Below are 24899 nucleotides of genomic sequence, written 5' to 3' on the forward strand. Positions count from 1 at the left end.
AGCCGGCACCGTCGTAGAACTCGAGGTACTCGTCGATCTGGGACTTCTTCTTCGCGACGGCTGGCTCGTTCAGCGGGAACTTGACCCGGTGGTTGTGCCCGGCCTGCGCGACCAACGCGCGTTCGACTTCGGCGCCGGTCGCGTCGCCGCCCGCGTGGATCACGCGGAACGCGCTGTGCCCGCCTTCGCGGCCCCGCGCGAGCAGCCCGGAGGCGGCGACGTCGAATTGCGCGCCGTCCGCCCGCAGCCGGGCGACCGCGGCCGGGCCGCCGTCGATGATCGAGCGCACCGCCGGCTCGTCGCACAGGCCGGCGCCCGCGGTCAGCGTGTCCTCGGCGTGCTTGGCGGCCGAGTCGTCGAGGTCGTGCTGGTCTTCCAGGACGACGGCGACGCCGCCCTGGGCCCAGCGCGTGTTGCCGTCCGCGACGGCGGCCTTGGTGATCACCAGGACGTGCAGCCCGAGGGCCTGCGCCCGCAGCGCCGCGGTCAGCCCCGCGACACCGCTGCCGATCACGACCAGGTCGGCGCGAGCCTCCCAAACCGGGGTTTTCGCCCGTGGGTCATTAACCGGCGTGGTCATTCGCCGCCGCCGGGCTGCCCGATCTCGATCATCCGCTGCACCGAAGCGCGAGCCTTGGCGGCGGTTTCGAGGTCGACGTGCACCTCGTCGAGACCGTCACGCAGGCAGCGCAGCAGCGCGGCGGGCGTGATCATCTTCATGTACCGGCAGGACGCGCGGTCGTTCACCGCGCGGAAGTCGATGTCCGGCGCGGCCTTGCGAAGCTGGTGGATCATGCCGATCTCGGTGGCCACCAGGACGGTCTTGGCCTTGGTGTCGCGGGCCTCGTGGACCATGTCGCCGGTGGAGAGGATCTTGACCCGGTCCGGCGCCACGGCCCCCTCGCCGGCCAGGTAGAGCGCCGAGGTCGCGCAGCCGCACTCGGGGTGGATGAACAGGTCGGCGTCCGGCTCCTCGGCCGCGCGCTCGGCCAGCTCGGCGCCGTTGATGCCGGCGTGGACGTGGCACTCGCCGGCCCAGACGTGCATGTTCTCCCGGCCGGTGACGCGCTTGACGTGCGCGCCCAGGAACTGGTCCGGCAGGAAGAGAACTTCCTGGTCAGCGGGGATGGAGGCGACAACGTCGACCGCGTTCGAGGACGTGCAGCAGATGTCGGTCTCGGCCTTGACCTCGGCCGTGGTGTTGACGTAGGAGACGACCACCGCGCCCGGGTGCTCGGCCTTCCAGGCCCGCAACTCGGCGCCGGTGATGGAGTCGGCCAGCGAGCAGCCGGCCCGCGCGTCCGGGATCAGGACGGTCTTTTCCGGCGAGAGGATCTTCGCGGTCTCGGCCATGAAGTGCACGCCGCAGAAGACGATGGTGGAGGCGTCACTGCTCGCCGCGATGCGGCTGAGGGCGAGGGAGTCGCCGGTGTGGTCGGCGATGTCCTGGATCTCCGGGACCTGGTAGTTGTGCGCGAGCAGGACCGCGTCGCGCTGCTTCGCCAGGCGCCGCACCTCCTCCGCCCAGGCCGCGTTCGCCTCGACCCCGCCGTAGGGGGTGAGGTCCTGTTCGAGCGTCGAAGTCATGGTTGGCCCTCCTGGACCTGTCTCCGGTTTTCGCCTTACAATCGAAAACCGTGCGAAGTCATCTTAACACCCAGGCCCCCCTGGCCCACGAGGTTTTGGGCGCGGTCCTTCAAGTGCGCTCGGACACACTGCGGGTGCTGTTGTGGCGCCGGGCGCTGGACCCGCACCTCGGCCGCTGGTCGCTGCCGGGCGGGCGGCTGCGGCCGGACGAGGACGTCGAGACGTCGATCCGGCGCCAGCTCGCCGAGAAGGTGGATGTCCGCCAGCTCAAGCACGTCGAGCAGCTCGCGGTGTTCAGCGCCCCGGACCGCGTCCCGGGGCCGCGCGTGGTGGCGACGGCGTTCCTCGGTCTCGTCCCGTCCGACGTCGACCCGGAGGTGCCGGAGGACACGGAGTGGCACGACGTCGCTTCGCTGCCGCGGACGGCGTTCGACCACGAGGCGATCGTGCTGCGCGCCCGCGACCGGCTGCGTTCGAAGCTGTCGTACACCAATCTCGGCTTCGCGCTGGCGCCCGACGAGTTCACGATTTCGGCGTTGCGAGGCCTGTATTCGGCGGCGCTGGGTTACCGCGTCTCGGCGACCAACCTGCAACGGGTGCTGTCCCGCCGCGGCTTGCTGGTCCCGACGGGTCACACGGCGGCACCGGGCCGCTCGGGCGGCCGTCCGGCGGCGCTGTTCTCCTTCGCCGGCAAGGGCATGCAGATCACGGATCCGTTCGCGGTGTTCAAGCCGCCGAACCGGTGACCATCCTGCGCCGGAAGCGTTCTGCCCTTACGGTGGACGCGTGACCGAGCCGGAATCGGAAAGTGACGCGACGACGACGATCCTGCCGTTGTTCCCGCTTCAGACCGTGCTGCTGCCCGGCACCAAGCTTCCGCTGCACATCTTCGAACCGCGGTACCGGCAGCTCACGGCGGACCTGATGAGCGGAACGGTGCCGGGCCGCGAGTTCGGCGTGGTCGCCCTGCGCTCGTCCCTGACCCGCGAGGTCCGTGGTCTGGACCAGTTGCACGAGGTGGGCTGCAGCACGATCCTGCGCGAGGCCAAGCGCCTCCCGGACGGCCGGTTCGACGTGGTGACGCAGGCCCAGCGCCGCTTCCGCCTGCGCGAGCTGGACTGCGTGTCGGCCCCGTACCTGATCGCCTCGGTGGAGTGGCTCGACGACGACCCGGTCGCCCCGTCCGGAGACATGGCAGAGCGCTTGGCGACGGTGGCCCGCGCGGCCCACCAGAGGTATTGCGAAACGGCATGGCGCAGCGACGACTGGCAGGCCCCGGAACCGGAAACGACGATCGCCGAGCTGGCGTACGTGCTGGCGGCGGACTGCCTGCTGCCACTGGAGGACCGCCAGAGGCTGCTGGAGGAACGCCACCCGTTGCGCCGCCTGCGCATCGCGTGCCGGCTTTTGACGCGGGAGGCGGGGTTCTTGAACACGCTGGGCGCGGTGCCGCTGCCGCCCGGGGAGCTGACGGATCTGAGCCGGCCGGCCAGCTTGAACTGAGCCGGCTCTCGTTCTTGCGCAGGGTTTCGGCGAAGTCGGTCGCTGCTGCTGCGGTGGAAGGGTCTCCTGGTCTCTGCCCGGAGCTGTAGCTGGTCTGCGCGGTGCCCACCACCCCGAAGCCGCGATTGTCACCACGGACGGTGGTACCGCGTCAAGGCGGGAAAGCGTGCCTTGACCCGGCACCACCGTCCGCGTGCTGGCTTCGGATCGGGGTGGCGGGGCAGGCCTGGGCGGGGGCAAGTCCGGTGTCAGCCTGCGGTCGAGACCGATGAGGCATCTGACCGAGCGCCCGCCTGACACGCCCCACCCATCCCTGGGGGCTGACCCCGGTCCAGTCTATCGGCCCCCACCCACGGAACCGGCGAAACTGCGGCGGACCGGCTCAGTTGTCCACACGCGGGCCGACTTGAGGACAACCGTCCCGGCAGCGGTGGTCAGGAGCCGGAGCCGTTGCCGAACTTGTTCCACACCTTGCCCGCCGCGCCCGAAACCGCTTCGCCGACGTCGCTGAACACCTTTGTCAGGGGGTCCGTCGATGAGTTCCACGATTCCTTGTACGACTGGGCCGCCGACTTCAAGTCGTCCTTCCAGTCCGATGCCGGGGTGTCGGCGTCGCGGCGTGTGTAGTCGCCCGCCAGGATTGCGCGGTAGTCCTCCGAGGCCGCCCACTTCTGCAGCTGCGCCGCGCGGACCACCGCGAACGGGTGCGACTCCGTCTCGACCGACTTGAGCTTGAGGAAACTGTCGCGGATGTCCTCGACCGACTCGTACTCCGCCGCCTGCTGCAGGAACGACGGGACGTCGATGCGGGCCGGGTCGATGCCGCCCGCCACCTGGATCTGGGCGCGCAGGGCCGCCGTCGGGTTCTGGCTGCACAGCAACCCCGCCCGGTCGCACGACAGCTCCGCCTTGCGGAACCACTCGCGCAGCGCCGCGATGATCGCGCGGATGCCGATCGCGCTGACCGGCGTCCACGACACCGCCGGCTGCAGCCCGATCAGCCGCACCATGATCGTGCGGTAGACCGCGTGCCCGGACAGCACGTGCCCCATCTCGTGGCCGATCACGAACCGCAGGGACTCCTGGTTCATCAGCTCGACGAGCCCGGTGCTGACCCGGAGGAACGGCTCGTCCATGCCGACCGCCTCCGCGCGGATCCGCGGGTTCTGGAAGACGAACAGGTTCGGCACCGCGGGCAGGTCCAGCGTCTCGGCGCACTCGTGGCGCAGCCGGTCGAGCTCCGGGTACTGCTTCGGCCCGACGCGGATCGACGACGCCAGCGCCATCAGCCGCTCGCCGCGCTCGTTGTAGAAGCCCGAAACCGCCTTGACGACCTGGGCGAAGCCGGGCACCGCGCGCAACGTGGCGAGCGCGCCGCGGTCCACCGGGTGCTCGTACGCGCGCGGGCTGATGCCGGGAAAACGGACGGCGTTGTGCCGCGAAACCTCGATGTCCTCGGTCACTGTTGGTTCCCCCCTGTAGGTGACGGCCACCACCTTAGGGGAAACCGGTCAGCCGAGGCGGCGGCCCAGGTCGTCGCGCCCGTTCCAGGTGGCCAGCAGGGTGTAGGCGATCGACACGCCGAGCGGGCCGGTCAGCAGCACCCACCACGACTCCAGGCGCGGCGCCAGCTCGATCACCGCGCCCAGCGCGGGCGGGGTGGTGATCGTGTAGTGGCCGTTGGCCATCCGGAGGCCGATCCACATCGCCAGCGCGCTCGTGACCGCGACGCCGAGCACCGCGGCGAGGAACACCACCGGCCCGCGCCGCTCGCGCAGCAGCCAGGCGACGACGCCGGCGACGATCCCGAAGCCGAGCGTGAGGAACCCGAAGATCGCCAGGTCGTCGAAGCGGTGCCAGCTCTCGAGTTCGAGCGCGCCCTGGGCGCCGTCGGCCGAGATGATCCGGACGCGCTCGGGCGGCGCGAGCAGGGACCACAGGAAGCCGATCGGGAAGCTGAACACGGTCAGCGCGAGCAGGACGCTCAGTGCGGGCAGCAGGTCCGCCTTGACCACGACCCGGGGCCGCCGCTCCCGGAACAGCACGGGCACCGACCACGGACCGGGCACGGCCGACGGCCGGTGCGCGGGCCCCGACGACTCACTCACCCGGACTCCTTCCTGCGACAGTGCCACCGAGCGTAACCGGTCGATGCGTGAGCGCCGTGAGCCGCTCCGCCCGTGTCGGGCCGGGTGTTGTGAACGATCTGGTTAGTTACGCCGCGACCGCCGCGGAGCTGTGAACGATCTGGTTAGTTAGACGGCGACGGGCGCCGGACCATGAACGACCTGGTTCGTCACGGTGCGCCGCCCGAGTTCAGTGAACGATCTGGTTAGTTATGCAGGCCACGTCCACCGAGGCAATGAACGGCCTGGTTAGTTACCCAGGCCGCGCCCGCCGAGGCAATGAACGATCCAGTTCGTTACCCACGAGCCACCTCGCGAGCGATGAACGAACCGGTTCGTCCACCCGAGAGCCGTCCTCAGCCGCTTGCCGTCTCGCCGTGGCGGCTGCAGCGGGCCGTCCAGCCGAGCGGGCTCACCTGGACCACCAGCCGGCGCGCGCAGAACGTGCAGTACCGCGGCGGCTCCAGTGCCGTCCGCGGGTTGTGGCACGCCGGGTGGTCCGTTCCACCCGGCGACTCCTGTCCACAGTGGACACAGAACACCGCGTCAGAGGCTATCACTGAGGGCCTTGATCGGCATCTTGAGCTCGTCCAGCATCTCCAGGTCCGCCGAAGCCGGCCGGCCGAGGTTCGTCAGGTAGTTGCCGACGATGATCGCGTTGATCCCGCCCAGCATGCCCTGCTCCGCGCCCAGGTCACCGAGCGTCAGCTCGCGGCCGCCCGCGAAGCGGAGCATCGTGCGCGGCATCGCGAGGCGGAACGCCGCCACCGTCCGGAGCGCGTCGCGGCCCTCGACGATTTCGTAGTGCTCGTACGGGGTTCCCGGCTGCGGGATGAGGAAGTTCATCGGCACTTCGTGCGGGTTCAGCTCGGCCAGCTGCACGGCGAACTCCGCGCGCTGCTCGACCGTCTCCCCCATGCCGATGATGCCGCCGCAGCAGACCTCCATGCCCGCCTCGGCGACCATCCGCAGGGTGTCCCAGCGCTCTTCCCACGTGTGCGTCGTGACCACCGACGGGAAGTGCGAGCGCGCCGTCTCCAGGTTGTGGTTGTAGCGGTGGACACCCATGTCGACGAGCTCGTCGACCTGCTCCTGCGTCAGCATGCCCAGCGAGCAGGCGATCTGGATGTCGTTGCCGTCCTCGCGGATGGCACGCACGCCTTCCCGGACCTGCGAGAGCAGCCGCTGGTCCGGACCGCGGACGGCGGCGACGATGCAGAACTCCGTCGCGCCGGTCTCGGCGGTCTGCCGGGCGGCCTTGACCAGGTTGGGGATGTCGAGCCACGCCGACCGCACCGGCGTCGGGAAGCGGCCGGACTGGGAGCAGAAGTGGCAGTCCTCGGGGCAGCCGCCGGTCTTCAGGCTGATGATGCCCTCGACCTCGACCTCCGGCCCGCACCAGCGCATCCGCACCTCGTGCGCGAGGGCGAGGAGGTCGGGCAGCCGCTCGTCGGGCAGCCGGAGCACGTCCAGGACCTGCTGTTCGCCGAGGCCGACGCCGTTTTCGAGGACCTGCTCGCGCGCCAAGGCGAGAACATCGGTGTCCGGGACTGCGGTCACGGCGGCTCCTTGATCGAGGTGGTGCGGGAAAGCGTCCCTCATCGTGCCCGAAGGGGCCACGAGGGGACAGCGATGCAGGTCACTTCCCGGCGGAAGCGCAGCCCGCGAAGAGCTCCGGGTCGAATTCGCCGCCGAACCACGGCGAGAGGCCGGCCCGGGCCGCGGTCAGGAAGTCCTCGCGGGACGCCTGGCCGATGCCGGCGGGCAGCACGCCGAGCAGCGGCGCCCCCGCCGCGACCGGCAGGTCTTCGAGGTTGGACAGCGCCGCCAGGTCCGGTTCGGCCGGCCAGGCGCCGATGATGACGCCGGCGACGGTCAGCCCACGCTTGGTCGCCACCTCGGCCGTGAGCGCGGTGGCGTTCAGGGTCCCCAGGCCGGCTTCGGCCACGATGATCACCAGCGAGCCGAGCGACCAGGCGACGTCGGCGAGGCTGGCGCCGGTGCCGTCGAAGCGCACCAGCAGCCCGCCGGCGCCCTCGATGAGGGTGAGGTCGTGCGCGGTGTCGAGGTCGGACGCGGCCTGGGCGATCTCGCCGGGGTCGAGCGTGGGCAGGCCGCTGCGCCGGGCGGCCGCCTCCGGGGAGAGCGGATCCGGGTAGCGGCGCAGCTCGCGCGTGGTGACGACCGGCCCGGCGAGGCGCCGGACGTCCTGGAGGTCACCGGGCTCGTCGGGCCGCACCCCGGTCTGGGCCGGCTTCAGCACGGCCACCCGCTGTCCCCCGGCCGCCGCCAGGGCCGCGATCGCCGCCGTGGTGATCGTCTTGCCGACCCCGGTCCCGGTCCCCGTCATCACCAGCATGGTCACGGACCATCAACATAGTGACTCCGTGCCCGGTCGCGCACGCGGGCCGTGGTCAGCGGGTCGCCGCGAGCCGGGCCCGCGGGCTGCGGACCCGGCTCGGACTCGGGCAGCGACGGTCAGGCGCCCGGCACCGCCACCGGAGCCCCGGCCGGGCGGAACGTCCGCTCGGCCGCGTCGAACAGGTACACCTGGGCGTCGCCGACGTGGAAGTACATGCCGGTCAGCTGCAGCTTCCCGGCCGATTCCGCCGCCGCCACGGACGGGTACTCGCGCAGGTGCTCCAGCTGCTGCAGCACGTTGTGCAGCGCCAGGCGGTCACCCTCGCGATCCGGGACACCGCCGTCGAGCGTGGCCGAGCCCAGCCGGTGCGCGCTCGGCTCCGCGTGGCGCAGCCAGTCCGACAGCGGCCCCGGCGGCGGGCCGTCGGCCAGCGCCGCCATCGCGCCGCAGGAGGAATGGCCGCAGACGACGATCTCCGCCACCCCGAGCACGCCCACCGCGTACTCGATCGACGCGTTCATCGACGCGTCGGCCTGCCCGGGCGGGACCAGGTTGCCGATGTTGCGGATGGTGAACAGGTCGCCCGGCCCGCTCGTCGTGATCAGGTTCGGCACGATCCGCGAGTCGCCGCAGGTGATGAACAGCGTGCGCGGCCGCTGGCCGTCGGCCAGGCCCGACAGCGTGTCGCGCAGCAGCGGGGCCGCGCGGCGGTGGAACTCCGTGGCGCCGCGGCGGGTCTGCTGGGCCGGGATCTCGACCGCTTCCGCCGCCTGCCACTCCGACCACGGTGCCAGCCAGCGCGGGACCGCCCGGCTCGCGGCGATCCGGGACCGCGTCGGGCGGCCCGCCTTGCCTTCGCCGAACCAGGGGTGGCCGACCTCGTCGACCTCCACCGTGCCGCCGGCGCGCTCGTGCGCCGTCTGCCACGTGTGCAGGCTTTCGAACGCCGCGTGGTCCAGGTAGTCGACGACCAGCTCGAGCCGGACGGTGACCCCGGCCGGGACGGTCCCGAGCACCTTCGACAGCCGCGGCACCGACAGGAACGTCAGGACACCTTCGACGACGACGCGCCAGTCGTCGCCTTCGCGCTCGACGTGAATGCCCGACCAGACCGTGCGGCGCAGCATCAGCACCAGCGCCAGCCCGATGCCCGCCAGCACGCCGGTCAGCAGGTCGAACACCACGACCCCGCCGAGGGTGAGCAGGTAGACGGGCAGATCACCGTGGGCCAGCACGGTTTTCATGTGCCCGGGGTTGACCAGCTTCGCGCCGACGTGCACCAGCAGCCCGGCCAGGGCGGCCAGCGGGATGCTCTGGATCAGCCCGGCGAGCAGGACGACGAACAGCAGCACCCAGACGCCGTGCAGCACCGCCGACGCCCGGGACTTCGCCCCGGCGGTGACGTTGGTGGAGCTGCGGACGATGACACCGGTGACGGGCAGGCCGCCCAGCGCGCCGGAGATCATGTTGGCCGTGCCCTGCCCGACCAGCTCGCGGTCGAGGTTGGCGCGCGGCCCGGTGTGCATCTTGTCGACGGCGACCGCCGAGAGCAGGCTCTCCACGCTGGCGATCAGCGCGATCGTGACGACGGCGAGGGCGAACCCGCCCCAGCCGCCGTCCGGCAGCTGCGGGACGAGGTGGATGTTCAGCAGGTCACCGGGCAGTTCGACGCGCGGGAGCGTCATCCCGAACCCGACGGACACCACGGTGGCCGCCGCGATCGCGGCGAGCGGGCCCGGCACCTTGCGGACGGCTTCCGGCAGCTTCGGCCAGATCAGCAGCAGCGCGATGGTGATCAGGCCGACGATGGTGGCCGAGTCGTGGTGGGCGACGATCTGGGCGGGCAGCTCGGCGATGTTCTCGATCGCGGAGCTCTGGGCCTTGCCGCCGAGGATGACGTGCAGCTGGCCGAGCACGATCGTGACGCCGATGCCGGCCAGCATGCCGTGCACGATCGCCGGCGAGATGGCCAGCGCGGCGCGCGCGATGCGGCTCAGCCCCAGCAGGACTTGGCACGCACCGGCGAGAACGGTGATCGCACAGGTGACCGCCCACCCGAACGTCTGGATGGTTTCGTACATCACCACGGTCAGGCCGGCGGCGGGCCCGCTCACCTGCAGGGCGGAGCCGCCGAGCGCGCCGGCGACGATGCCGCCGACGACGGCGGCGATCAGCCCGGCGGCGACCGGGGCGCCCGAAGCGAGGGCGATGCCGAGGGACAGGGGGACAGCTACGAGGAAGACGACCAGTGAGGCCGGCAGGTCGTGTCGGAGCACGGCGAGGGGTCTCATGATCACCATGCAACCGGAAATCGAGTGAAATGTCCGCTATGCACCACCCGATCGAGTGAAGGATTGGCGGTATTTCACTCTTTTGTCACAAATCGGACATCCCGTTAACGCCACGGTAACACGCGGCAGCCTGTCGCCCGACAGATAAATTCCGGGCTATATAAGGGCTTCACGCCGGTTCCCATGCGCCCCAATGTGGCGTTCGGTGCGTCCAGCGCACCCAATGTGGCGTTCGGTGCGTCCAGCGCACCCAATGTGGCGTTCGGTGCGTCCAGCGCACCCAACGCCACATTGGGGCGCTCGGGGCGGGCTGCGGTCAGTGCTCCAGCGCGCCCGCGGGGACGAACCCGCGGGCGGCATCGTCCAAAAGGGACACTTGTGCGGCGCCGACGTCGAAGTACATCCCGGTCAGCCGCAGCGCGCCCCGCTCCAGGGCGGCCGCGACCACCGGGTAGCCGCGCAGGGTTTCCAGCTGCTGCACGACGTTCTGCAGCGCCAGCTGGTCGGCCTCGGCGGCCGGCCGTTCGCCGCCGAGCAGGAGCGGTGCCTCGCGGCTGCGGCGCCGGAGCGTCGCCTGACCGTGGCGCAGCCAGCTGCCGAGCTGGTCGAGACCGTCCGGGGCCCGGCCGAGCAGCGCCTTCATCGCGCCGCAGGAGGAATGCCCGCAGACCACGATCTCGGCGACCTCCAGGACGCCGACGGCGTACTCGATCGCCGCACCGACCGACGAGTCGGTGCCGTCGGCCGGCGGCACCAGGTTGCCGATGTTCCGCACGGTGAACAGGTCACCCGGCCCGCTGGTGGTGATCAGGTTGGGCACGATCCGCGCGTCGCCGCAGGTGATGAACAGCGTGTGCGGCTGCTGACCGTGCGCCAGGCCGTCCCACGTCTCGCGCAGCAGGGGCGCGGTGCGGCGCTGGAACTCGGAGGCGCCGCGGCACAGCAGCGAGCTGGCCGTGCGCTGGGCGGGCAGCACGACGTGCTCGGCCTGCCACTGCGACCACGGCGCCAGCCACCGCGGCACGACCCGCGCGGCGACGCTGCGGCGCACGGTCGGCTCCCCCGCGCGGCCGCGTTCGAACCACGGGTGCCCGATCTCGTCGACGGTGACCCGCCCCGGGTGCGCCTGTTGCCAGCCGCGCAGGCAGTCGAACGCGGCGTGGTCGAGGTAGTCGACGAGCAGTTCGAGGGTGACGTCGGCGTGCGGGGGCAGCTCGGCGAGCACGCGGGTCAGCCGGGGCACGGACAGGAACGTCAGCGCCCCTTCGATGACGACGCGGTGGCGCTCGCCGTCCGTCTCGACGTGGATGCCGGAGAAGATCATCCGCCGCAGCATCATCGCGAGCGCGAGCAGGATTCCCGCCGCGACCCCGGTGAGCAGGTTGACGGCCACCGCGCCGGCCAGCGTCACGACGTACACCGGCAGGTCGCCGTGGCGGCGGACTTCCTTGAGACCGTGGAGGTTCACGAGCTTCAAGCCGACGTAGACCAGCAGCGCGGCCAGCGCGGCGAGCGGGATCAGCCGCAGGACGCCGGTGAGCAGGAGGCAGGCGGCGAGGATCCAGACGCAGTGCAGGATCGCCGAGGCCCGGGTGCGCGCGCCGGCCTCGTAGTTGGTCATGCTGCGCACGATGACGCCGGTGACGGGGAACCCGCCGAGCGCGCCGGCGGCGACGTTCGCCGCGCCCTGCCCGATGAGTTCGCGGTCGAGGTCGGTGCGCGGGCCGCCGCGGAGCTTGTCCACCGAAACGGCGGACAGCAGGCTCTCCAGGCCGGCGATGAGCGCGATGGTGACCGCGGCGACGGCGAAGCCGCCCCAGCCGCCGTCCGGCAGCCGCGGCACGACGTGCAGCGCGGGCAGCCCGGCCGGGAGGTCGACGCGCGGGAGGGTCATCCCGGCCGCGACGGACAGGCCGGTGGCCAGCGTGACGGCGGCCAGTGGCGCGGGCACGCGGCGGACGGCCTTCGGCAGCCGCGGCCAGGCCAGCAGGACGCCGAGGGTGACGACGCCGATCAGCACCGCCTGGTCGTGGTGCGCGGCGACCTGTCCCGGCAGCGCCAGGACGTTGGCGAGCGCGGAACCCTGCGCCGAGCCGCCGAGGACGACGTGCAGCTGGCCGAGGACCAGCGTGACGCCGATGCCGGCGAGCAGGCCGTGCACGATCGCCGGCGAGACGGCGAGCGCGGCGCGGGCGGCCCGGGTGAGGCCGAAGAGGATCTGGAGCAGGCCCGCGGCGACGGTGATCGCGCAGGTGACGGGCCAGCCGTGGGTGGCGATCGTGTCGGCCAGCACCACGGTGAGGGCGGCGGAGGGCCCGCTGACCTGCAGCGGCGATCCGCCGAAGAGGCTCGCGACCAGCCCGCCGACGACGGCGGAGATCAGGCCGGAGAGCAGCGGCGCCCCGGCGGCGAAGGCCACGCCGAGGGACAGGGGGACGGCGACGAGGAAGACGACGATCGACGCGAGGACGTCGTGCTTGAGGTTCTCCAGGTGGGCGGAAGGCTTCGGGGGTCCGGTGTCGTGTTCGCCACGAACGATCTCGATCATGGGGGCAGGATCGCCGAAACCGCGCGAAAAGTCCGCTACGCAAGCATTTCTCGCGTTCGTCCGGGCACAGGACGGACCGGGTTCGGCGGCTGCTTCACACTTACCGCCTCGACCGTTCGCGTGGTTTCGATCTTGCTCTGCCACGCAGCGCGACGGTGAGGGACCTTCGGGTCTCGGTGTGCCGGTGGTCACACCCGATGTGCTGAATTCAGGCCTTTTCGGCGACCGCGAGCATCGCCCGGGTGATCACGGCGAGGTCGTCGTCCGTCGAAACGTAGGGCGGCATGGCGTAGACGAGGTCCCGGAACGGCCGCAGCCAAGCCCCGTTCGCGGTGACGACGTCGGTGGCGACGGCCATGTCGACGGGGTGGTCGAGCTGCAGCACACCGATCCCGCCCAGCACCCGCACGTCGGTGACGGCGGGCAGGTCGCGCGCCGGGGCGAGGCCGTCGAGCAGAGCCTTTTCGATCCGACTGACGTCGCTGCGCCAGCAGCCGTCGGCGAGCAGGCCGAGGGAGGCATTGGCGACGGCGGACGCGAGCGGGTTGCCCATGAAGGTGGGGCCGTGCGCAAGGACGGGCAGTTCGCCTTGCGCGATCCCGGCGGCGACGTCCGGGGTGCACAGGGCGGCGGCCATGCTCAGGTAGCCACCGGTGAGCGCCTTGCCGACGCACATGACGTCGGGCGTGACACCGGCGTGCTCGGCGGCGAACAGCGCGCCGGTGCGGCCGAAGCCGGTCGCGATCTCGTCGAAGACGAGGAGGACGTCGTGCGCTGCGGTGAGTTCCCGGAGGGCGCGCAGGTAGGCGGGGTGGTGGAACCGCATCCCGCCGGCCCCCTGCACCACGGGTTCGACGATCACCGCGGCGAGTTCGCCTTGGTGCCGCTCGATCGCGGCGGCCAGGACGTCCACATAGGACGGATCGGGCGGGGTGTCGAAACCGGACGGCGGTGCGGGCACGAAGATCTGTTCGGGCAGGACCCCGCGCCAGAGCGAGTGCATGCCGCCTTCGGGGTCGCAGACGCTCATCGGGGTGAACGTGTCCCCGTGGTAGCCGCCGCGCCAGGTGAGCAGCTTGTGCTTGCCGGTCCGGCCGCGGGAGCGCTGGTACTGCAGGCACATCTTGACGGCGACTTCGACGGAGACGGAACCGGAATCGCAGAGGAAGACGTGCTCGAGCCCGTCGGGGCTGAGGTCGGCGAGGGTCTTGGCGAGGGTGATGGCGGGTTCGTGGGTGAGGCCGCCGAACATGACGTGGCTCATCCGCCCGGCCTGGGCGGCGAGGGCGGCGTCGAGGACGGGGTGCCGATAGCCGTGGACGGCGGACCACCACGAGGACATGCCGTCGACGAGCTCGCGGCCGTCGGCGAGGGTGAGCCGGACGCCGCTCGCTTCGGTGACCAGCAGGGACGGCACCTTCGCCGGCATGGGCGCGTAGGGGTGCCAGACGTGCTGGGCGTCCAGGGCGAGCAGGTCGGCTGGGTCCATTCCGCGACCCTACGACACCGGTTCGGCTCGGTTTCCAGCCCTGGCGATATCGGTCTCGGAGTTTCGGTGGCGGTTGTTTTGCCCACCACCCCGAAGCTCGATTGTGACTACGGCCGGTGCTGCGGGAGTGGTCCTCAGAGGCGGACCGGCAAGGTCTCCAGTCCGTGGACCAGTGAGCTGGTGCGGTACAGGAGCTCGTCCGGCTTCCCGTCCAGGGCGATGTCCGGGAACCTGTCCAGCAAGCCACCCAGTGCGATCTCGGCCTCCAAGCGGGCCAGCGGTGCCCCGACGCAGTAGTGGATTCCGTGGCCGAACGCCAAGTGGCCGCCCGCCGCTCGGGTGATGTCCAGCTTGTCCGGCTCCGGGTACCGCTCCGCGTCGCGGTTCGCTCCCAGCAAGGACACCAGCACGAACTCGCCCTCCGGGATCGTCACCCCCGCCACCTCCACCGGCTCCGCCGTGAACCTCAGCGTGGCCAGGTGGATCGGGCCGTCGAAACGCAGGAACTCCTCCACCGCTCCCGGCAGCAGCTCCGGCTCCGCGCGCAGGCGGGCCAGCTGCTCCGGCTCGCGCAGCAACGCCAGCACGCCGTTCGCGATCAGGTTGACCGTTGTCTCGTGGCCCGCCACCAGCAGCAGGAAGGCCATCGACACCAGCTCGGGCTCGGACAGCGAGTCGCCGTCGTCGCTGGCGTGGACCAGATCGGACAGCAGGTCTTCCGCCGGCTCGGCGCGCTTCTGGGCGATCAGGTCCGTCAAGTACGCGTACATGCTCGCCGCCGCGGCCTGGACCTGTTCCGGGTGCGCCGCCGCGCCCAGCAGGGTCTTGGACCAGCCCGAAAACTCCGAGCGATCCTCCTCGCGGACGCCGAGCAGCTCGCAGATCACCGTGATCGGCAGCGGCGCGGCGAACGACGCCACCAGGTCCGCCCGCTCCTGCCCGGCCAGCGCGTCGAGCAGCTCCGCGGTGATCTCCTCCACCCGCGGCCGCAGCCGGGCCACCGTGCGCCCGGTGAACGCCTTGTTCACCAGCTTCCGCAGCCGCGTGTGGTCCGGCGGGTCCGAGTTCAGCATGTGCCAGTTCAGGTCCTGCCCCAGCCCGTTCAGCAGGGCCTCCGGCGGCAGCTTCGCTTCGGACACCCGGCGGATGCCCTGGCTGTTCTTCTGCAGCCGCGGATCGGCCAGCAGCGCCCGCGCCTCCGCGAACCCGGTGACCAGGTAGCACGGCAGCCCTCGCGGCGGCAGCCGCACGTGGCGCACCGGGCCGCCCCCGCGCAGCAGCTCCGAGAACACGTGCGCGTCCTGGGCGAAGTCCCGCGGCACCTCGAGGATCTCGTCGCTCGTCACGTCAGCCCCCAAACTCACCGCGTCAGCGTTCGGCGAGTGCCGTCACGACGCGCTCGGTCACGTCCTGCCAGTATGCCCGCTGTTCCTCGCGCTCTTCCGCGCCCGCAAGCCATTCCTGGTGGAACCGCAGCGTCGTCTTCGCCCCCGAGCCGCTCAGCCGCACCTGCACGGTCGAGTCGTGGTCCCAGTCGCTCGGCCGCCACGTCAGCCGCACCCGGTCGCCGTCGACGAAGCTGCGGATCTCGCCCACCGTGCCGTTCGCCGTTTCGTACTCCGCGCCCGCTTCCGTGGGCAGCTCGACCCCCGGGCCGAGCCAGATCGCGACGCCGTCCCGGCTGACCAGGAAGTCCCACACCGCCCCGGCCGGGTACGGCAGGGTGCGCGAGACGCCGATGTTCCACCCGGCACCGGCCGTCTTCCCCACTGAAGAAGTCATGTCCTCATCCTCGCACCGGGGTACGACAAAACCGGCGGGCGGCCCGGGTGGAGGATGGGAACCCGTGCGCTACCGCCCGATCTCCCCCGCCGTCCTCGCCGGCGAACTCACCGACCGCATCGACGCGCTCGCCGGGCCGCGGCTCGCGGTGGCCGTCGACGGCGCGGCAGGCGCGACCGGGACCGCGGACCTCGCCGACGCCCTGGTCGATCCGCTGCGCCTGCGCGGCCGCGCGACCCTGCGCGTGTCGGCGCGCGACTTCCTGCGGCCCGCGTCCCTGCGCTTCGAACACGGGCGGACGAACCCCGACGCCCGCTACACCGACTGGCTCGACCTCGGCGCGCTCCGCCGCGAAGTCCTGGAGCCGCTGAAGGGTTCCGGCGAGGTCCTGCCGTCGCTGTGGGACGCCGAGCGCGACCGCGCGACCCGCGCCGTACGGGTGCCGCTGCCCGAAGGCGCCGTCGTGCTCCTCGACGGCGAACTGCTGCTCGGTGCCGGGCTGGCCTTCGACCTGGCCGTGCACCTGTGGCTCTCCCCCGCCGCCCTGCGCCGCCGCGTGCCGGACGCCTGGGCCGTCCCGGCCTACGAACGCTACGAGGAAGAAGTGGACCCGGGGTCGCTCGCCGACGTCGTCGTGCGCGTCGACGATCCCCGGCACCCAGCGCTCTACACGCCTTAGCGGACCACGGCCACCGGATCGCCGTCCAGCAGGCCGGACAGCCGCCGCGCCATGACGTCCCAGCGCCAGTTCGCCGTCACCCACTCGCGGCCGGCCTGGCCCATCCGGCGCGCCCGCACCGGGTCGGCCAGCAGGCTGGCCAGGGTCTCGCTCAGCTGCACGACGTCCCGGCCCTCCACGACGTGCCCGGTGACCTCGTCGAGCACCGCCTCGGGCGCCCCGCCGGAGTTGCCGGCCACCACCGGCAGCCCGGTCGCCGAGGCCTCCAGGTAGACGATGCCGAGCCCTTCGACGTCGAGGCCCTTGCCGCGGGTGCGCGCGGGCATCGCGAAGACGTCACCCGCGGCGTAGTGCGCGGGCAGCTCGGCCCACGGCACCGACCCGGTGAGCACGACGTCGCGCTCCAGGCCCAGCCCGGTGACCAGTTCGGTGAGCCTCTTGCGGTACGGGCCGCCGCCGACGATCAGCAGCGCCGCGTCCGGGACGCGCTCGCGGATCGACGGCAGCGCGCGGATCAGCTGGTCCTGGCCCTTGCGCGGGACCAGCCGCGACACGCAGACGACGGTCGGCCGGTCGCCGAGGCCGTGCCGGGCCCGGATTTCCGCGCGCCCAGCCGGATCCGGCCGGTACACCTCGGTGTCCACCCCGGACGGCAGCAGCTCCAGCCCGGCCATCGCGCCGAACGCCGCGGCGAAGCGGCCGCGGGTGTACCGGCTGACGTAGGTGACGACGTCGGCGGTGTCGCCGATGCGCCGCAGCGCCTGCCGCGAAGCCGGGAGCATGGACCAGCCGACCTCGTGGCCGTGCGTCGAGGCGACGACGCGGCGCGCGCCGGCCCGGCGCAGCGGGTGCCCCAGCAGCGCGAGCGGTGCGGCGGCGCCGAACCAGACGGCTTCGCAGTCCCGCGCCCGCATGATCTGCTTCGCCCGGCGGAGCACGTCCGGCGTCGGCAGCATCAGCGACGTCGGGTGCCGGACGACCTCGAACGGCGCTTCGGCGTCGAACTCCTCGTGCGACCCCGTCCGCGACTCCCACGACGGCGCGTAGACGACCAGGTCGTCCGCCGGCAGCCGGGTGGCGAGGGAGTTCAGGTAGTTCTGGATCCCCCCGGGCCGCGGCGGGAAGTCGTTGGTCACGAGCAGGGTCTTGAGCACGCCCCAGAGGCTAACGGCGAAGGGGCGGCACCGCGTGTGCGGTACCGCCCCTCCGGGGTGCTGCTCCGAGGTCACGCCGTCGGGCGGCGCGCTCCCGAGTACTGGCTCTGCAGCGGCGAGATCTTCACGACGTCGCCGGTGTCGGGCGCGTGCACCATCTGGTTGTTGCCGATGTACATGCCGACGTGCGAAACGGGCGAGTAGAAGAACACGAGGTCACCCGGCTGGAGCTGGTCCCGCGGCACCGCGGTGCCGAAGGTCGACTGCTCGCGGCTGGTCCGCGGGATGGTCAGCCCGGCCTGCTTGTACGCCCACGACGTGAGGCCGGAGCAGTCGAAGTTGGTCGGGCCGGTGGCGCCGTAGACGTAGGCGCTGCCGAGCTTGCTCAGCGCGGCGTCCACGGCCGCCTGCGCGGCGGCGGTGGGGGCCTTGATGTTGCTGGGCGGCGTCCCGCCGCGGTCCTTCTGCGCGGCCTTGTCCGAGGCGCTGAGGTTCTTGTTGGCCGCCTTCAGCTGATCGATCTGGTCGTTCAGCGTCTTCTGCTTGGCCTTGATGTCCTCGGTCAGCTTGGCCGCGGCGTCCCGCGCGTCCTGCGCGCGCTTGGCGGCGTCGCTGGCCTTGGCGGCCGCGTCGGTGGCCTGCTGGACGGCGCCGGTGAGGTTGCCCATCGCGGCGTTCTTGCCGGTCGCGATGACCTCGAGCGCCGAGGAGCGGTCCAGGAAGTCCTGCGTGGACGTGCCCGCCAGCAGCGCCGACAGCTTGTTCAGCTGGACACCGCTGGTGAACGACGCACCGGCGAACTTGTCGACCTCGGTCTGGTACTTCTTCTGGCTCTCGGACGCCTTGGTGGCCTGTTCCTTGGCCGCGTTGACGTCGCCGGTGGCCTTGTCGAGCTCGCCCTGCTTCTTCTTCAGGTCGTCCTGGGCGGACAGCAGGTCTTCGTTGAGCTTCTCGGCCTGGGCCGCGAGGTCGCGGTACTGCGCGAGCGCGTCGGAGCCGGTGGGCGGGGTCTGGAGAACGGGGACGGGGGCGGCGGTGGCCGTCGGCTGGGCCACGGTGACGAGGGTGATCACCGAGGCCGCGGCGAGCGCACCTGAAACCACGCGCCTGAGGGAATGCGACTGCACGGTCGCGCGGGTCTCCTTTGGTCTCGGCCGCCGACGGGGACCGGGGCACGAAGAGGTCGGGGTGTTCCTCTTCACCGCTGTCCCACCCACCACGCACCCGGACCGTGCGCTTTTGCCATGCACGGGCCGCAACAGGTGAAGCACGCGGTGGTGGTTCCGGTTCCCAGCTTCCCGACAAAGCTGCGTCCGGCGGCGATCCCGTGTCGCCGCCTCCACAGACGGCCGGGGGCCACGAGATCTCGGACAGGTTACGAAAAGACCGCCACCACGTCCACCACCTCTCCGGCAAAAGCGCTGAGTGACGCCGCTGAACACCTTCGGACCAGGGCGGGAGGAAAGATGTGATGGGCGTTACACGCTGGGGTTTTCCGCGGGGCTTTTCGACTACCGACCGTTCACCGATTCAATCGACCATTCGGCGCGCCGTCACGAAACGGTGGAAATCAGGCGGTGCGCCGGATCGGTTCTTCCACCAGCCGCAGGTGTGGCACCATCCCGGCCTCGGCCAGCGCGTCGATCGCGCGCCGCTCGTCGGCGTCCCACGCCACCGCGGGTGGCGCGCCGAGCAGCACGCTCACGACGCAGTCGTGGCACGAGATGCCGCGCACCACGCAGCGGTCGCAGTCGACCACCAGGTTCTCGATGTCCGAAACGGCGATGTGCGAGACGTCCACTTCGGACAGCTCGGGCCGGTCGCTCATGTGGTCCTCCTCACGTCGGAACTGACTGAGGACGACGGTAGGCGCCACCACCGACAATTTCGGGCTTCAGACCCTCGACAGGCGGCTGACCAGCACCGATGACGGCGTCGGGTGGGCGCCGCGGCCCCGCACGGAGTCCGCGACCGCCCGGTCGGACGTCGCGACGACCATCGGCCGCCCCGCCGGCTCGGCCGCGACCAGGTTGCGGATGACGTCGTCGGCCAGCACCCCGCGGTCGGAGAACAGCACCCGCACCCCGCGGGGCACCGAGGCGGGGACCGACAGCACGCCGGCGCCGTCGAACACCACGGTGACCTCGGCGGACGTGCGCGCGGCGAGGGCCTGCAGCTGGTGGATCAGCCGGTCGCGCTGGTCGGCGAGGGCGAGTTCCGGATAGCCGGTCTTGGTGACGTTGTAGCCGTCGACGATCAGGTGCACGTTGGGCAGCGCGAGGTAGCGGTCCAGGGTGGACACGTCGGCGATCTTGCCGCCCTGGCCGGTGCCGGTGCTGGCGCCGCGGACCATGTCCGCCGGGCGGGCGCCGCGCGCGCCGAGGGCGAGCTCGCGGCGGAGGCCGGTGACGGCGCCGTCGATGGTGTCGATGAGCAGGGCGAGCCGCACCTCGTCGGCCTGCCGGGCTTCGCGCGCGGACTGGCGGGCGATCTCGGCGTCGGCGACCGCGCGCTCGGCACGGGCGCGTTCCCCGGCGACGCGCTGGCGTTCTCGCTCGAGCTGCGTGGTGAGGGCGGCGATCTCGTCGTTGCGCGCGGCGGAACCGCGCTCGGCGTCCGCGGACGCCGCTTCGGCCGCGTCCCTGGCCTGGCGCAGCTGGACGCCTTGCTCGCGAAGGCGCTTCAGGAGCTTCTCGACTTCGCCTTCGCGCTCGCCACGGGCGTTTTCGGCGGCTTGTTTCGCTTCGGCGAGCTCGGCGCGGACCTGGGCGAGCTCGGCCTCCAGCCGCTGGCTGCGGGCGAGCGCGGCGTCGCGTTCGGCGCGCAGGGCGTTTTCCTCGGCGTTGCGGGCGACCAGCCGGACGCGCCCGGTCGCCCCGGACTCGCCGAGCAGGACGGCGGCGGCCGCGGCGGCGACGGACTCGGCGGCGTTGGGGTCGAGCGCGTCGGTGCGGTGCTCGCGCAGCCACTCGATGACGGCGGTCCGGAACTGGGACGAGTCGGCGAGGGCCGCGAGCAGGGCGGCGCCGCCGAGCTTGGCGCGCTTGGCCGGCGCGAACTTCGCGACCGGCCGCAGCTGGCGGGGCACGTCGGTGGCGGGCAGTTTGGCGACGGCGGCCGCGGCGAGCTCGGCGATGCGGTCGCGCACCGGTTCGGGCAGCGCCGGCCAGGTCGCGGGATCGGGGTGTCCGGCCTGGTCAGCGGGCTCTTCGGCCGGCTCGGGGCGCGACGCGACGCCCGAGGGACCGACGGGGTCCCCGGGCGGCTCCGGCACGAGCGGCTGCGGGTGCATTGGTCCAGGGTAGGCCCCGCCTCCGCATCCCGCGCCGCGCACCACACGGACCGGCGGCGCGCGGAAACTGTCGGTGGTCGCCCTTAAAGTCCGGCCCATGCGTTCGGTCCAGGCTCAGCTCGCGTTCGACGAGCTCGGAACTCCCTTGCGGGACACCACCTTCGTCGTCTTCGACCTCGAAACGACCGGGGCGCCGCCGGGGCCGTCGGGGATCACCGAGATCGGCGCGGTGAAGGTGCGCGGGGGTGAGGTGCTGGGCGAATTCGCCACGCTGGTGAACCCGGGCACGCCGATCCCGCCCCAGATCGTCTCACTGACCGGGATCACGCAGGCCATGGTCTACGACGCGCCGCCGATCGAGGAGGTGCTGCCGGCGTTCCTGGAGTTCATCGGGGGCGCGGTGCTGGTGGCGCACAACTCCGGCTTCGACACGTCCCACATGCGGGCGGCGTGCGAGGGGCACGGGTACGTGTGGCCGAAGCTGACGGTGGTGTGCACGGTCCGGCTGGCCCGGCGGGTGGTGCCGCGGGACGAGGTCGGGCGGTACAACCTGACGGCGCTGGCGCTGCTGTTCGGGGCGAGGACCCGCCCGACGCACCGCGCCCTGGACGACGCGCGGGCGACGGTCGACGTCCTGCACGGGCTGCTGGAGCGGGTGGGCAACCTGGGCGTCCACTCGCTCGAGGAGCTGATGGGGTACCTGCCGGAGGTGACCGTCGCCCAGCGGGCGAAGCGGCACCTGGCGGCGGACCTGCCGTCGGCCCCGGGCGTCTACCTGTTCAAGGGGCCGAAGGACGAGGTCCTGTACGTCGGCACGGCGAAGGACCTGCGACGGCGGGTGCGGTCGTACTTCACGGGCTCGGAGAACCGCAGCCGGATCCGGGAGATGGTCGCGCTGGCCGAGCGCGTCGACCACGTGGTGTGCGCGCACGCGCTGGAGGCGGAGGTGCGCGAGCTCAGGCTGATCGCGGCGCACCGGCCCGCGTACAACCGGCGGTCGAAGAACCGGCACCAGGGCTGGTGGATCGGCTTGACGGACGAGGCGTTCCCGAGGCTGTCGGTGGTCCGCCTGCCGCGGCCGGGGGTGCTGGGCCCGTTCCGCAACCAGGCGGACGCCCGCACGACGGCGGACACCCTGGCCGGGGCGTCGGGCCTGCGAACGTGTACCCAGCGGATCTCGCCGCGGTCGGCGAACGGGACCCCGTGCGTGCTGGCGGAGCTGGGCCGCTGCGGGGCACCGTGCGCGGGCCGCCAGAGCGTGGAGGCCTACGGCCCGGCGGTCGAGTCGGTATCGGGCCTGATCGCGGGCGTGGACGGAGGTGCCCTGCACACGGCGGCGGCCCACGTGGAGCGCCTGGCGGCGGGCCGGCACTACGAGCAGGCGGCCCGCCACCGCGACGAGCTGGCAGGGCTGATCCGCGCACTGGGCCGGGCGCACCGGCAGGCCTCGCTGGCCTCGATCGGCGAGCTGATCGCGGCGGCCCCGGACGGCGCCGGCGGCTGGGAGCTGACGGTGATCCGCTACGGCCGCCTGGCCTCGGCGGGCGTGGCGCGGCGCGGGGTGCCGCCGATGCCGGTGGTGGAGGCGCTGGTGGCATCGGCGGAGACGGTCCTGCCGGAGCCGGGGCCGCTGCACGGAGCACCGCCGGAGGAGGTGGGCGTGCTGCTGCGGTGGCTGGCGCGCCCGGGGGTACGGCTGGTGCGGACGACCCGCCCGTGGGCCGAACCGACGGCGGTCGCAGGCTGGCGCGGGTGGCTGGACCTGGTCGCGGACGCGCACTCGCTGGAACGCGTCCACTGACCGGGCCGGGCGGGAATCGGCCCGCGTGACCGGGGTCGACACACGTGATCGGGGGTCGACACGCGTGACTCAAGGGTCGACACGCAGGAGAGGGGCCGGCTGGGCGGATCAGGCGGCTGAGGCGTTGAGCGCGTCCAGGAGCCAGGTGTGGGCGAGGCCCATCGAAACCTCCCCCGTGACCTCCCCGGCCAGGTGCCAGTACCGGCGCAGGCGCGGATTGCGGTCCGGGGCCGTCCGGTGGTTCAGGGACCTGCGGAAGGCCGGGCTGTCCGCCTTCCCCACCGCCGCCGCGTGGGCCGCCACGAAACGGTCCAGCTCCGGTCCCGGTGCCGGCCTGGCCCCCGCCGCCACCAAGGCCCCCGCCGCGACGCACGCCTCCCCCACCTCGGCGTGCAACGCCTCCAGGTCCGCGATCCGGTCGTGGCCCGCCAAAGTGCTCTCCGCCAGCGAAGACGCCAACCGGACGTCCGCCGCCAGCACCACCAGCGAGGCGTATGCCACCACCTGGGCCGTCGAGGGCTCCGATGGCGGCTCCGGGGCACTCATCTCCAAGAACATCCGGGCCGTGTCCGGGGGAATCGGGCCCGTCGTCATCGGGCGCCACAGGCGGATCAGCGTCTCGCGTGCCGCGTAGCCGTCCTGGACCGCCGACAGGAGCTCCAAGCGGGCCGTGCGGTCGGCCGGTGGCGCCTCCGCGACCGCGCGGAGCACCGAACGCCGCCAGCTCAGCGTGGCCAGCTCGCGGTCGAGGGCCGTCCTCTCGGCCGCCACCGCCTCGTCGAGGGACCTGCGGCCGGCCAGGACGTCCGTGATCGGGCGCAGGCCCAGCCCGAGCCCGCGCAGCCTGCGCACCAGCGTCAGCCGGTCGATCGCCGCGCTGTCGAACCGGCGGTGGCCGCCCGCGCTGCGGACCGGCTCCAGCACGCCCTCGTCACAGTAGAACCGGATCGTGCGGACGGGCACGCCCGTCCGGTGCGCCAGCTCGCCGATGCCGAGTGTGTCTCCGGTCACCTTCCGTCGAACCTCCAGCCGGGTGGAATTCCTACGGTACGGCCATGGACAACGCCAGACTCGCCGCAGGGCTCCGCCACCACACCGCCGGGTTCGCCGACGCCGTCGCGAACGCCGATCCGGACCGGACCGTGCCCACCTGCCCGGAGTGGCCGCTGCGGGTGCTCGTCGGCCACCTCGGCCAGGCCCACCGCTGGGCCGCCGGCATCGTCCGGGACGGCCCCTCGCCGGTGCCCGACCCCTTCGACGCCGACCCCGGCTCCCCGGACGAGTGGTCCGCCTGGCTGCACCAAGGCGCCGAGGACCTCGAAGACGCCGTGCGGGCCGCCGGGGACGCTCCGGTGTGGACCTTCTTCGGCCCGCAGCCGGCCCGGTTCTGGCTGCGCCGGATGCTGCACGACACCACCGTCCACCATGCCGACGCGGCCCTGGCCGCCGGCCGGGGCTTCACCGTGGCCCCGGACCTCGCCTCCGACGCGATCAGCGAGTGGCTGGACGTGCTGTCCGACCCCGTCACGGCGAGCCTCAACCCGGCCTTCGCCGAGCTCCGCGGCACCGGCCAGACCCTCCACGCCGACCCCGGCGACGGCCCCGGCTGGCTGATCACCCGCACCCCCGAGGGCGTCCGGTGGACCCGGGACAGCCAACCCGCGGACGTCACGCTGACCGGCCCGGTCACCGACCTCCTGCTCGTGCTCTACCGCCGCCTGCCCCTGGACCGCGTCACCGTCACCGGCGACGCAGCACTCGCCGCGCACTGGCTGGCCCACGCCGCGGCGTAGCTAGGATCGCGAGCGACACCCGCAGACGAGTCTTGGAGGACCCAGGTGATCACCGCGATCGTGTTGATCCAGGCAGAGGCGGACGCCATCCCGGACGCGGCGCAGGCGATCGCCGACATCGAGGGTGTCGGCGAGGTCTACTCGTGCGCCGGGGACGTCGACCTCATCGCCACCGTGCAGGTGCCCACGCACGAAGGGCTGGCCGACCTGATCCCCGGCAAGATCGGGAAGGTGCCCGGCGTGCTGAACACCGTCACGCACATCGCGTTCCGCTCCTACAGCCGCGCCGACACGGAATCAGCCTTCTCGATCGGCGTGGAGGACTAACGCCCCAATGTGGCGTTCGGTGCGTCCAACGCACCCAATGTGGCGTTCGGTGCATCCAACGCACCCAACGCCACATTGGGGCGCTGGCGCTGGGCCGATGCGGCGGGCTGGATCCGAGATCGATCCGGGGTACGACGAAGGCCACCTCCCGCGGGAGGTGGCCTT

General features: G+C 72.3%; 23 protein-coding genes. 6 read left to right on the plus strand and 17 right to left on the minus strand.

What is annotated here, in order from left to right; genetic code table 11:
- Both ACWEVN_RS29800 and nadA read right to left on the minus strand, forming a co-directional pair.
- Positions 1-580 (minus strand): FAD-binding protein (locus ACWEVN_RS29800; RefSeq protein WP_452053498.1); only part of this gene is annotated, 580 nt, incomplete at its 3' end.
- Positions 577-1587: a quinolinate synthase NadA gene (gene nadA / locus ACWEVN_RS29805; protein WP_449682234.1), complete on the minus strand. Its 1011-nt coding sequence runs from the start codon at positions 1585-1587 to the stop codon at positions 577-579. The genes nadA and ACWEVN_RS29800, both read right to left, overlap by 4 nt.
- Before the next feature lie 113 nt (positions 1588-1700).
- Between nadA and ACWEVN_RS29810 the strand changes: the two genes are divergently transcribed.
- Both ACWEVN_RS29810 and ACWEVN_RS29815 read left to right on the plus strand, forming a co-directional pair.
- Positions 1701-2333: an NUDIX hydrolase gene (locus tag ACWEVN_RS29810; RefSeq protein ID WP_449682233.1), complete on the plus strand. Its 633-nt coding sequence runs from the start codon at positions 1701-1703 to the stop codon at positions 2331-2333.
- A gap of 40 nt (positions 2334-2373) precedes the next feature.
- Positions 2374-3090, plus strand: coding sequence for an LON peptidase substrate-binding domain-containing protein (locus ACWEVN_RS29815; protein ID WP_449682232.1), 717 nt, complete (start codon positions 2374-2376; stop codon positions 3088-3090).
- Positions 3091-3524: 434 nt separating this feature from the next.
- Here the strand turns inward: ACWEVN_RS29815 and ACWEVN_RS29820 are convergent, their stop codons facing one another.
- The 10 genes from ACWEVN_RS29820 to ACWEVN_RS29865 form a co-directional block, all read right to left on the minus strand.
- The gene (locus tag ACWEVN_RS29820) at positions 3525-4553 is read right to left on the minus strand and encodes a M48 family metallopeptidase (RefSeq protein WP_452053499.1); all 1029 of its coding nucleotides are present in this window, start codon (positions 4551-4553) and stop codon (positions 3525-3527) included.
- 48 nt (positions 4554-4601) lie between these two features.
- Positions 4602-5198 carry a DUF2567 domain-containing protein gene (locus ACWEVN_RS29825; protein ID WP_452053500.1) on the minus strand — a complete coding sequence of 199 codons (597 nt, stop codon included), beginning with the start codon at positions 5196-5198 and terminating at the stop codon, positions 4602-4604.
- A gap of 374 nt (positions 5199-5572) precedes the next feature.
- Entirely contained in the window at positions 5573-5758 is a 186-nt protein-coding gene (gene bsaP / locus ACWEVN_RS29830) for a biotin synthase auxiliary protein BsaP (protein ID WP_452053501.1), read from the minus strand.
- A gap of 4 nt (positions 5759-5762) precedes the next feature.
- Positions 5763-6776 carry a biotin synthase BioB gene (gene bioB / locus ACWEVN_RS29835; protein WP_449682229.1) on the minus strand — a complete coding sequence of 338 codons (1014 nt, stop codon included), beginning with the start codon at positions 6774-6776 and terminating at the stop codon, positions 5763-5765.
- 79 nt (positions 6777-6855) lie between these two features.
- Positions 6856-7575 (minus strand): dethiobiotin synthase, encoded by a 720-nt coding sequence (gene bioD / locus ACWEVN_RS29840; protein WP_452053510.1) that lies wholly within the window; start codon positions 7573-7575, stop codon positions 6856-6858.
- Positions 7576-7694: 119 nt separating this feature from the next.
- Complete coding sequence (locus tag ACWEVN_RS29845; protein WP_452053502.1) at positions 7695-9878, minus strand: SulP family inorganic anion transporter; 2184 nt, start codon at positions 9876-9878, stop codon at positions 7695-7697.
- Between the two features lie 307 nt (positions 9879-10185).
- Positions 10186-12417, minus strand: a complete 2232-nt coding sequence (locus tag ACWEVN_RS29850) for a bifunctional SulP family inorganic anion transporter/carbonic anhydrase (protein ID WP_452053503.1) — start codon at positions 12415-12417, stop codon at positions 10186-10188.
- Positions 12418-12625: 208 nt separating this feature from the next.
- Positions 12626-13906 (minus strand): adenosylmethionine--8-amino-7-oxononanoate transaminase, encoded by a 1281-nt coding sequence (locus tag ACWEVN_RS29855; protein ID WP_452053504.1) that lies wholly within the window; start codon positions 13904-13906, stop codon positions 12626-12628.
- Positions 13907-14040: 134 nt separating this feature from the next.
- The gene (locus ACWEVN_RS29860; RefSeq protein ID WP_449682341.1) at positions 14041-15252 is read right to left on the minus strand and encodes a cytochrome P450 family protein; all 1212 of its coding nucleotides are present in this window, start codon (positions 15250-15252) and stop codon (positions 14041-14043) included.
- A 22-nt stretch (positions 15253-15274) separates the two neighbouring features.
- Positions 15275-15688 carry an SRPBCC family protein gene (locus ACWEVN_RS29865; protein ID WP_449674830.1) on the minus strand — a complete coding sequence of 138 codons (414 nt, stop codon included), beginning with the start codon at positions 15686-15688 and terminating at the stop codon, positions 15275-15277.
- A gap of 64 nt (positions 15689-15752) precedes the next feature.
- Between ACWEVN_RS29865 and ACWEVN_RS29870 the strand changes: the two genes are divergently transcribed.
- On the plus strand, positions 15753-16367 hold the full coding sequence (locus ACWEVN_RS29870) for a uridine kinase (RefSeq protein WP_452053505.1): 615 nt from the start codon (positions 15753-15755) through the stop codon (positions 16365-16367).
- On the opposite strand, the gene ACWEVN_RS29875 is transcribed toward ACWEVN_RS29870, so the two are convergent.
- The 4 genes from ACWEVN_RS29875 to ACWEVN_RS29890 all read right to left on the minus strand — a co-directional run bounded on the left by ACWEVN_RS29875 (position 16364) and on the right by ACWEVN_RS29890 (position 20813).
- On the minus strand, positions 16364-17521 hold the full coding sequence (locus ACWEVN_RS29875) for a glycosyltransferase family 4 protein (RefSeq protein ID WP_452053506.1): 1158 nt from the start codon (positions 17519-17521) through the stop codon (positions 16364-16366). The two genes, ACWEVN_RS29870 and ACWEVN_RS29875, sit on opposite strands and share 4 nt — an antisense overlap.
- Before the next feature lie 71 nt (positions 17522-17592).
- Positions 17593-18648: a C40 family peptidase gene (locus tag ACWEVN_RS29880; protein ID WP_310977148.1), complete on the minus strand. Its 1056-nt coding sequence runs from the start codon at positions 18646-18648 to the stop codon at positions 17593-17595.
- Between the two features lie 443 nt (positions 18649-19091).
- Entirely contained in the window at positions 19092-19349 is a 258-nt protein-coding gene (locus ACWEVN_RS29885) for a hypothetical protein (protein WP_449682222.1), read from the minus strand.
- A gap of 66 nt (positions 19350-19415) precedes the next feature.
- Positions 19416-20813, minus strand: coding sequence for an NYN domain-containing protein (locus ACWEVN_RS29890; protein WP_449682221.1), 1398 nt, complete (start codon positions 20811-20813; stop codon positions 19416-19418).
- Between the two features lie 97 nt (positions 20814-20910).
- Here ACWEVN_RS29890 and ACWEVN_RS29895 point away from each other — a divergent pair, with 97 nt between their 5' ends.
- Positions 20911-22614: a DEDD exonuclease domain-containing protein gene (locus ACWEVN_RS29895; RefSeq protein ID WP_452053507.1), complete on the plus strand. Its 1704-nt coding sequence runs from the start codon at positions 20911-20913 to the stop codon at positions 22612-22614.
- Between the two features lie 108 nt (positions 22615-22722).
- Here the strand turns inward: ACWEVN_RS29895 and ACWEVN_RS29900 are convergent, their stop codons facing one another.
- On the minus strand, positions 22723-23625 hold the full coding sequence (locus tag ACWEVN_RS29900) for a MerR family transcriptional regulator (RefSeq protein ID WP_452053508.1): 903 nt from the start codon (positions 23623-23625) through the stop codon (positions 22723-22725).
- A 44-nt stretch (positions 23626-23669) separates the two neighbouring features.
- On the opposite strand from ACWEVN_RS29900, the gene ACWEVN_RS29905 reads away from it, so the two are divergent.
- Complete coding sequence (locus tag ACWEVN_RS29905) at positions 23670-24407, plus strand: maleylpyruvate isomerase family mycothiol-dependent enzyme (RefSeq protein ID WP_452053509.1); 738 nt, start codon at positions 23670-23672, stop codon at positions 24405-24407.
- A 45-nt stretch (positions 24408-24452) separates the two neighbouring features.
- Positions 24453-24734 carry an Lrp/AsnC family transcriptional regulator gene (locus ACWEVN_RS29910; protein ID WP_449662016.1) on the plus strand — a complete coding sequence of 94 codons (282 nt, stop codon included), beginning with the start codon at positions 24453-24455 and terminating at the stop codon, positions 24732-24734.
- The last annotated feature ends 165 nt before the right edge of the window (positions 24735-24899 follow it).

It is taken from the genome of Amycolatopsis sp. NPDC003861 (assembly GCF_053605405.1).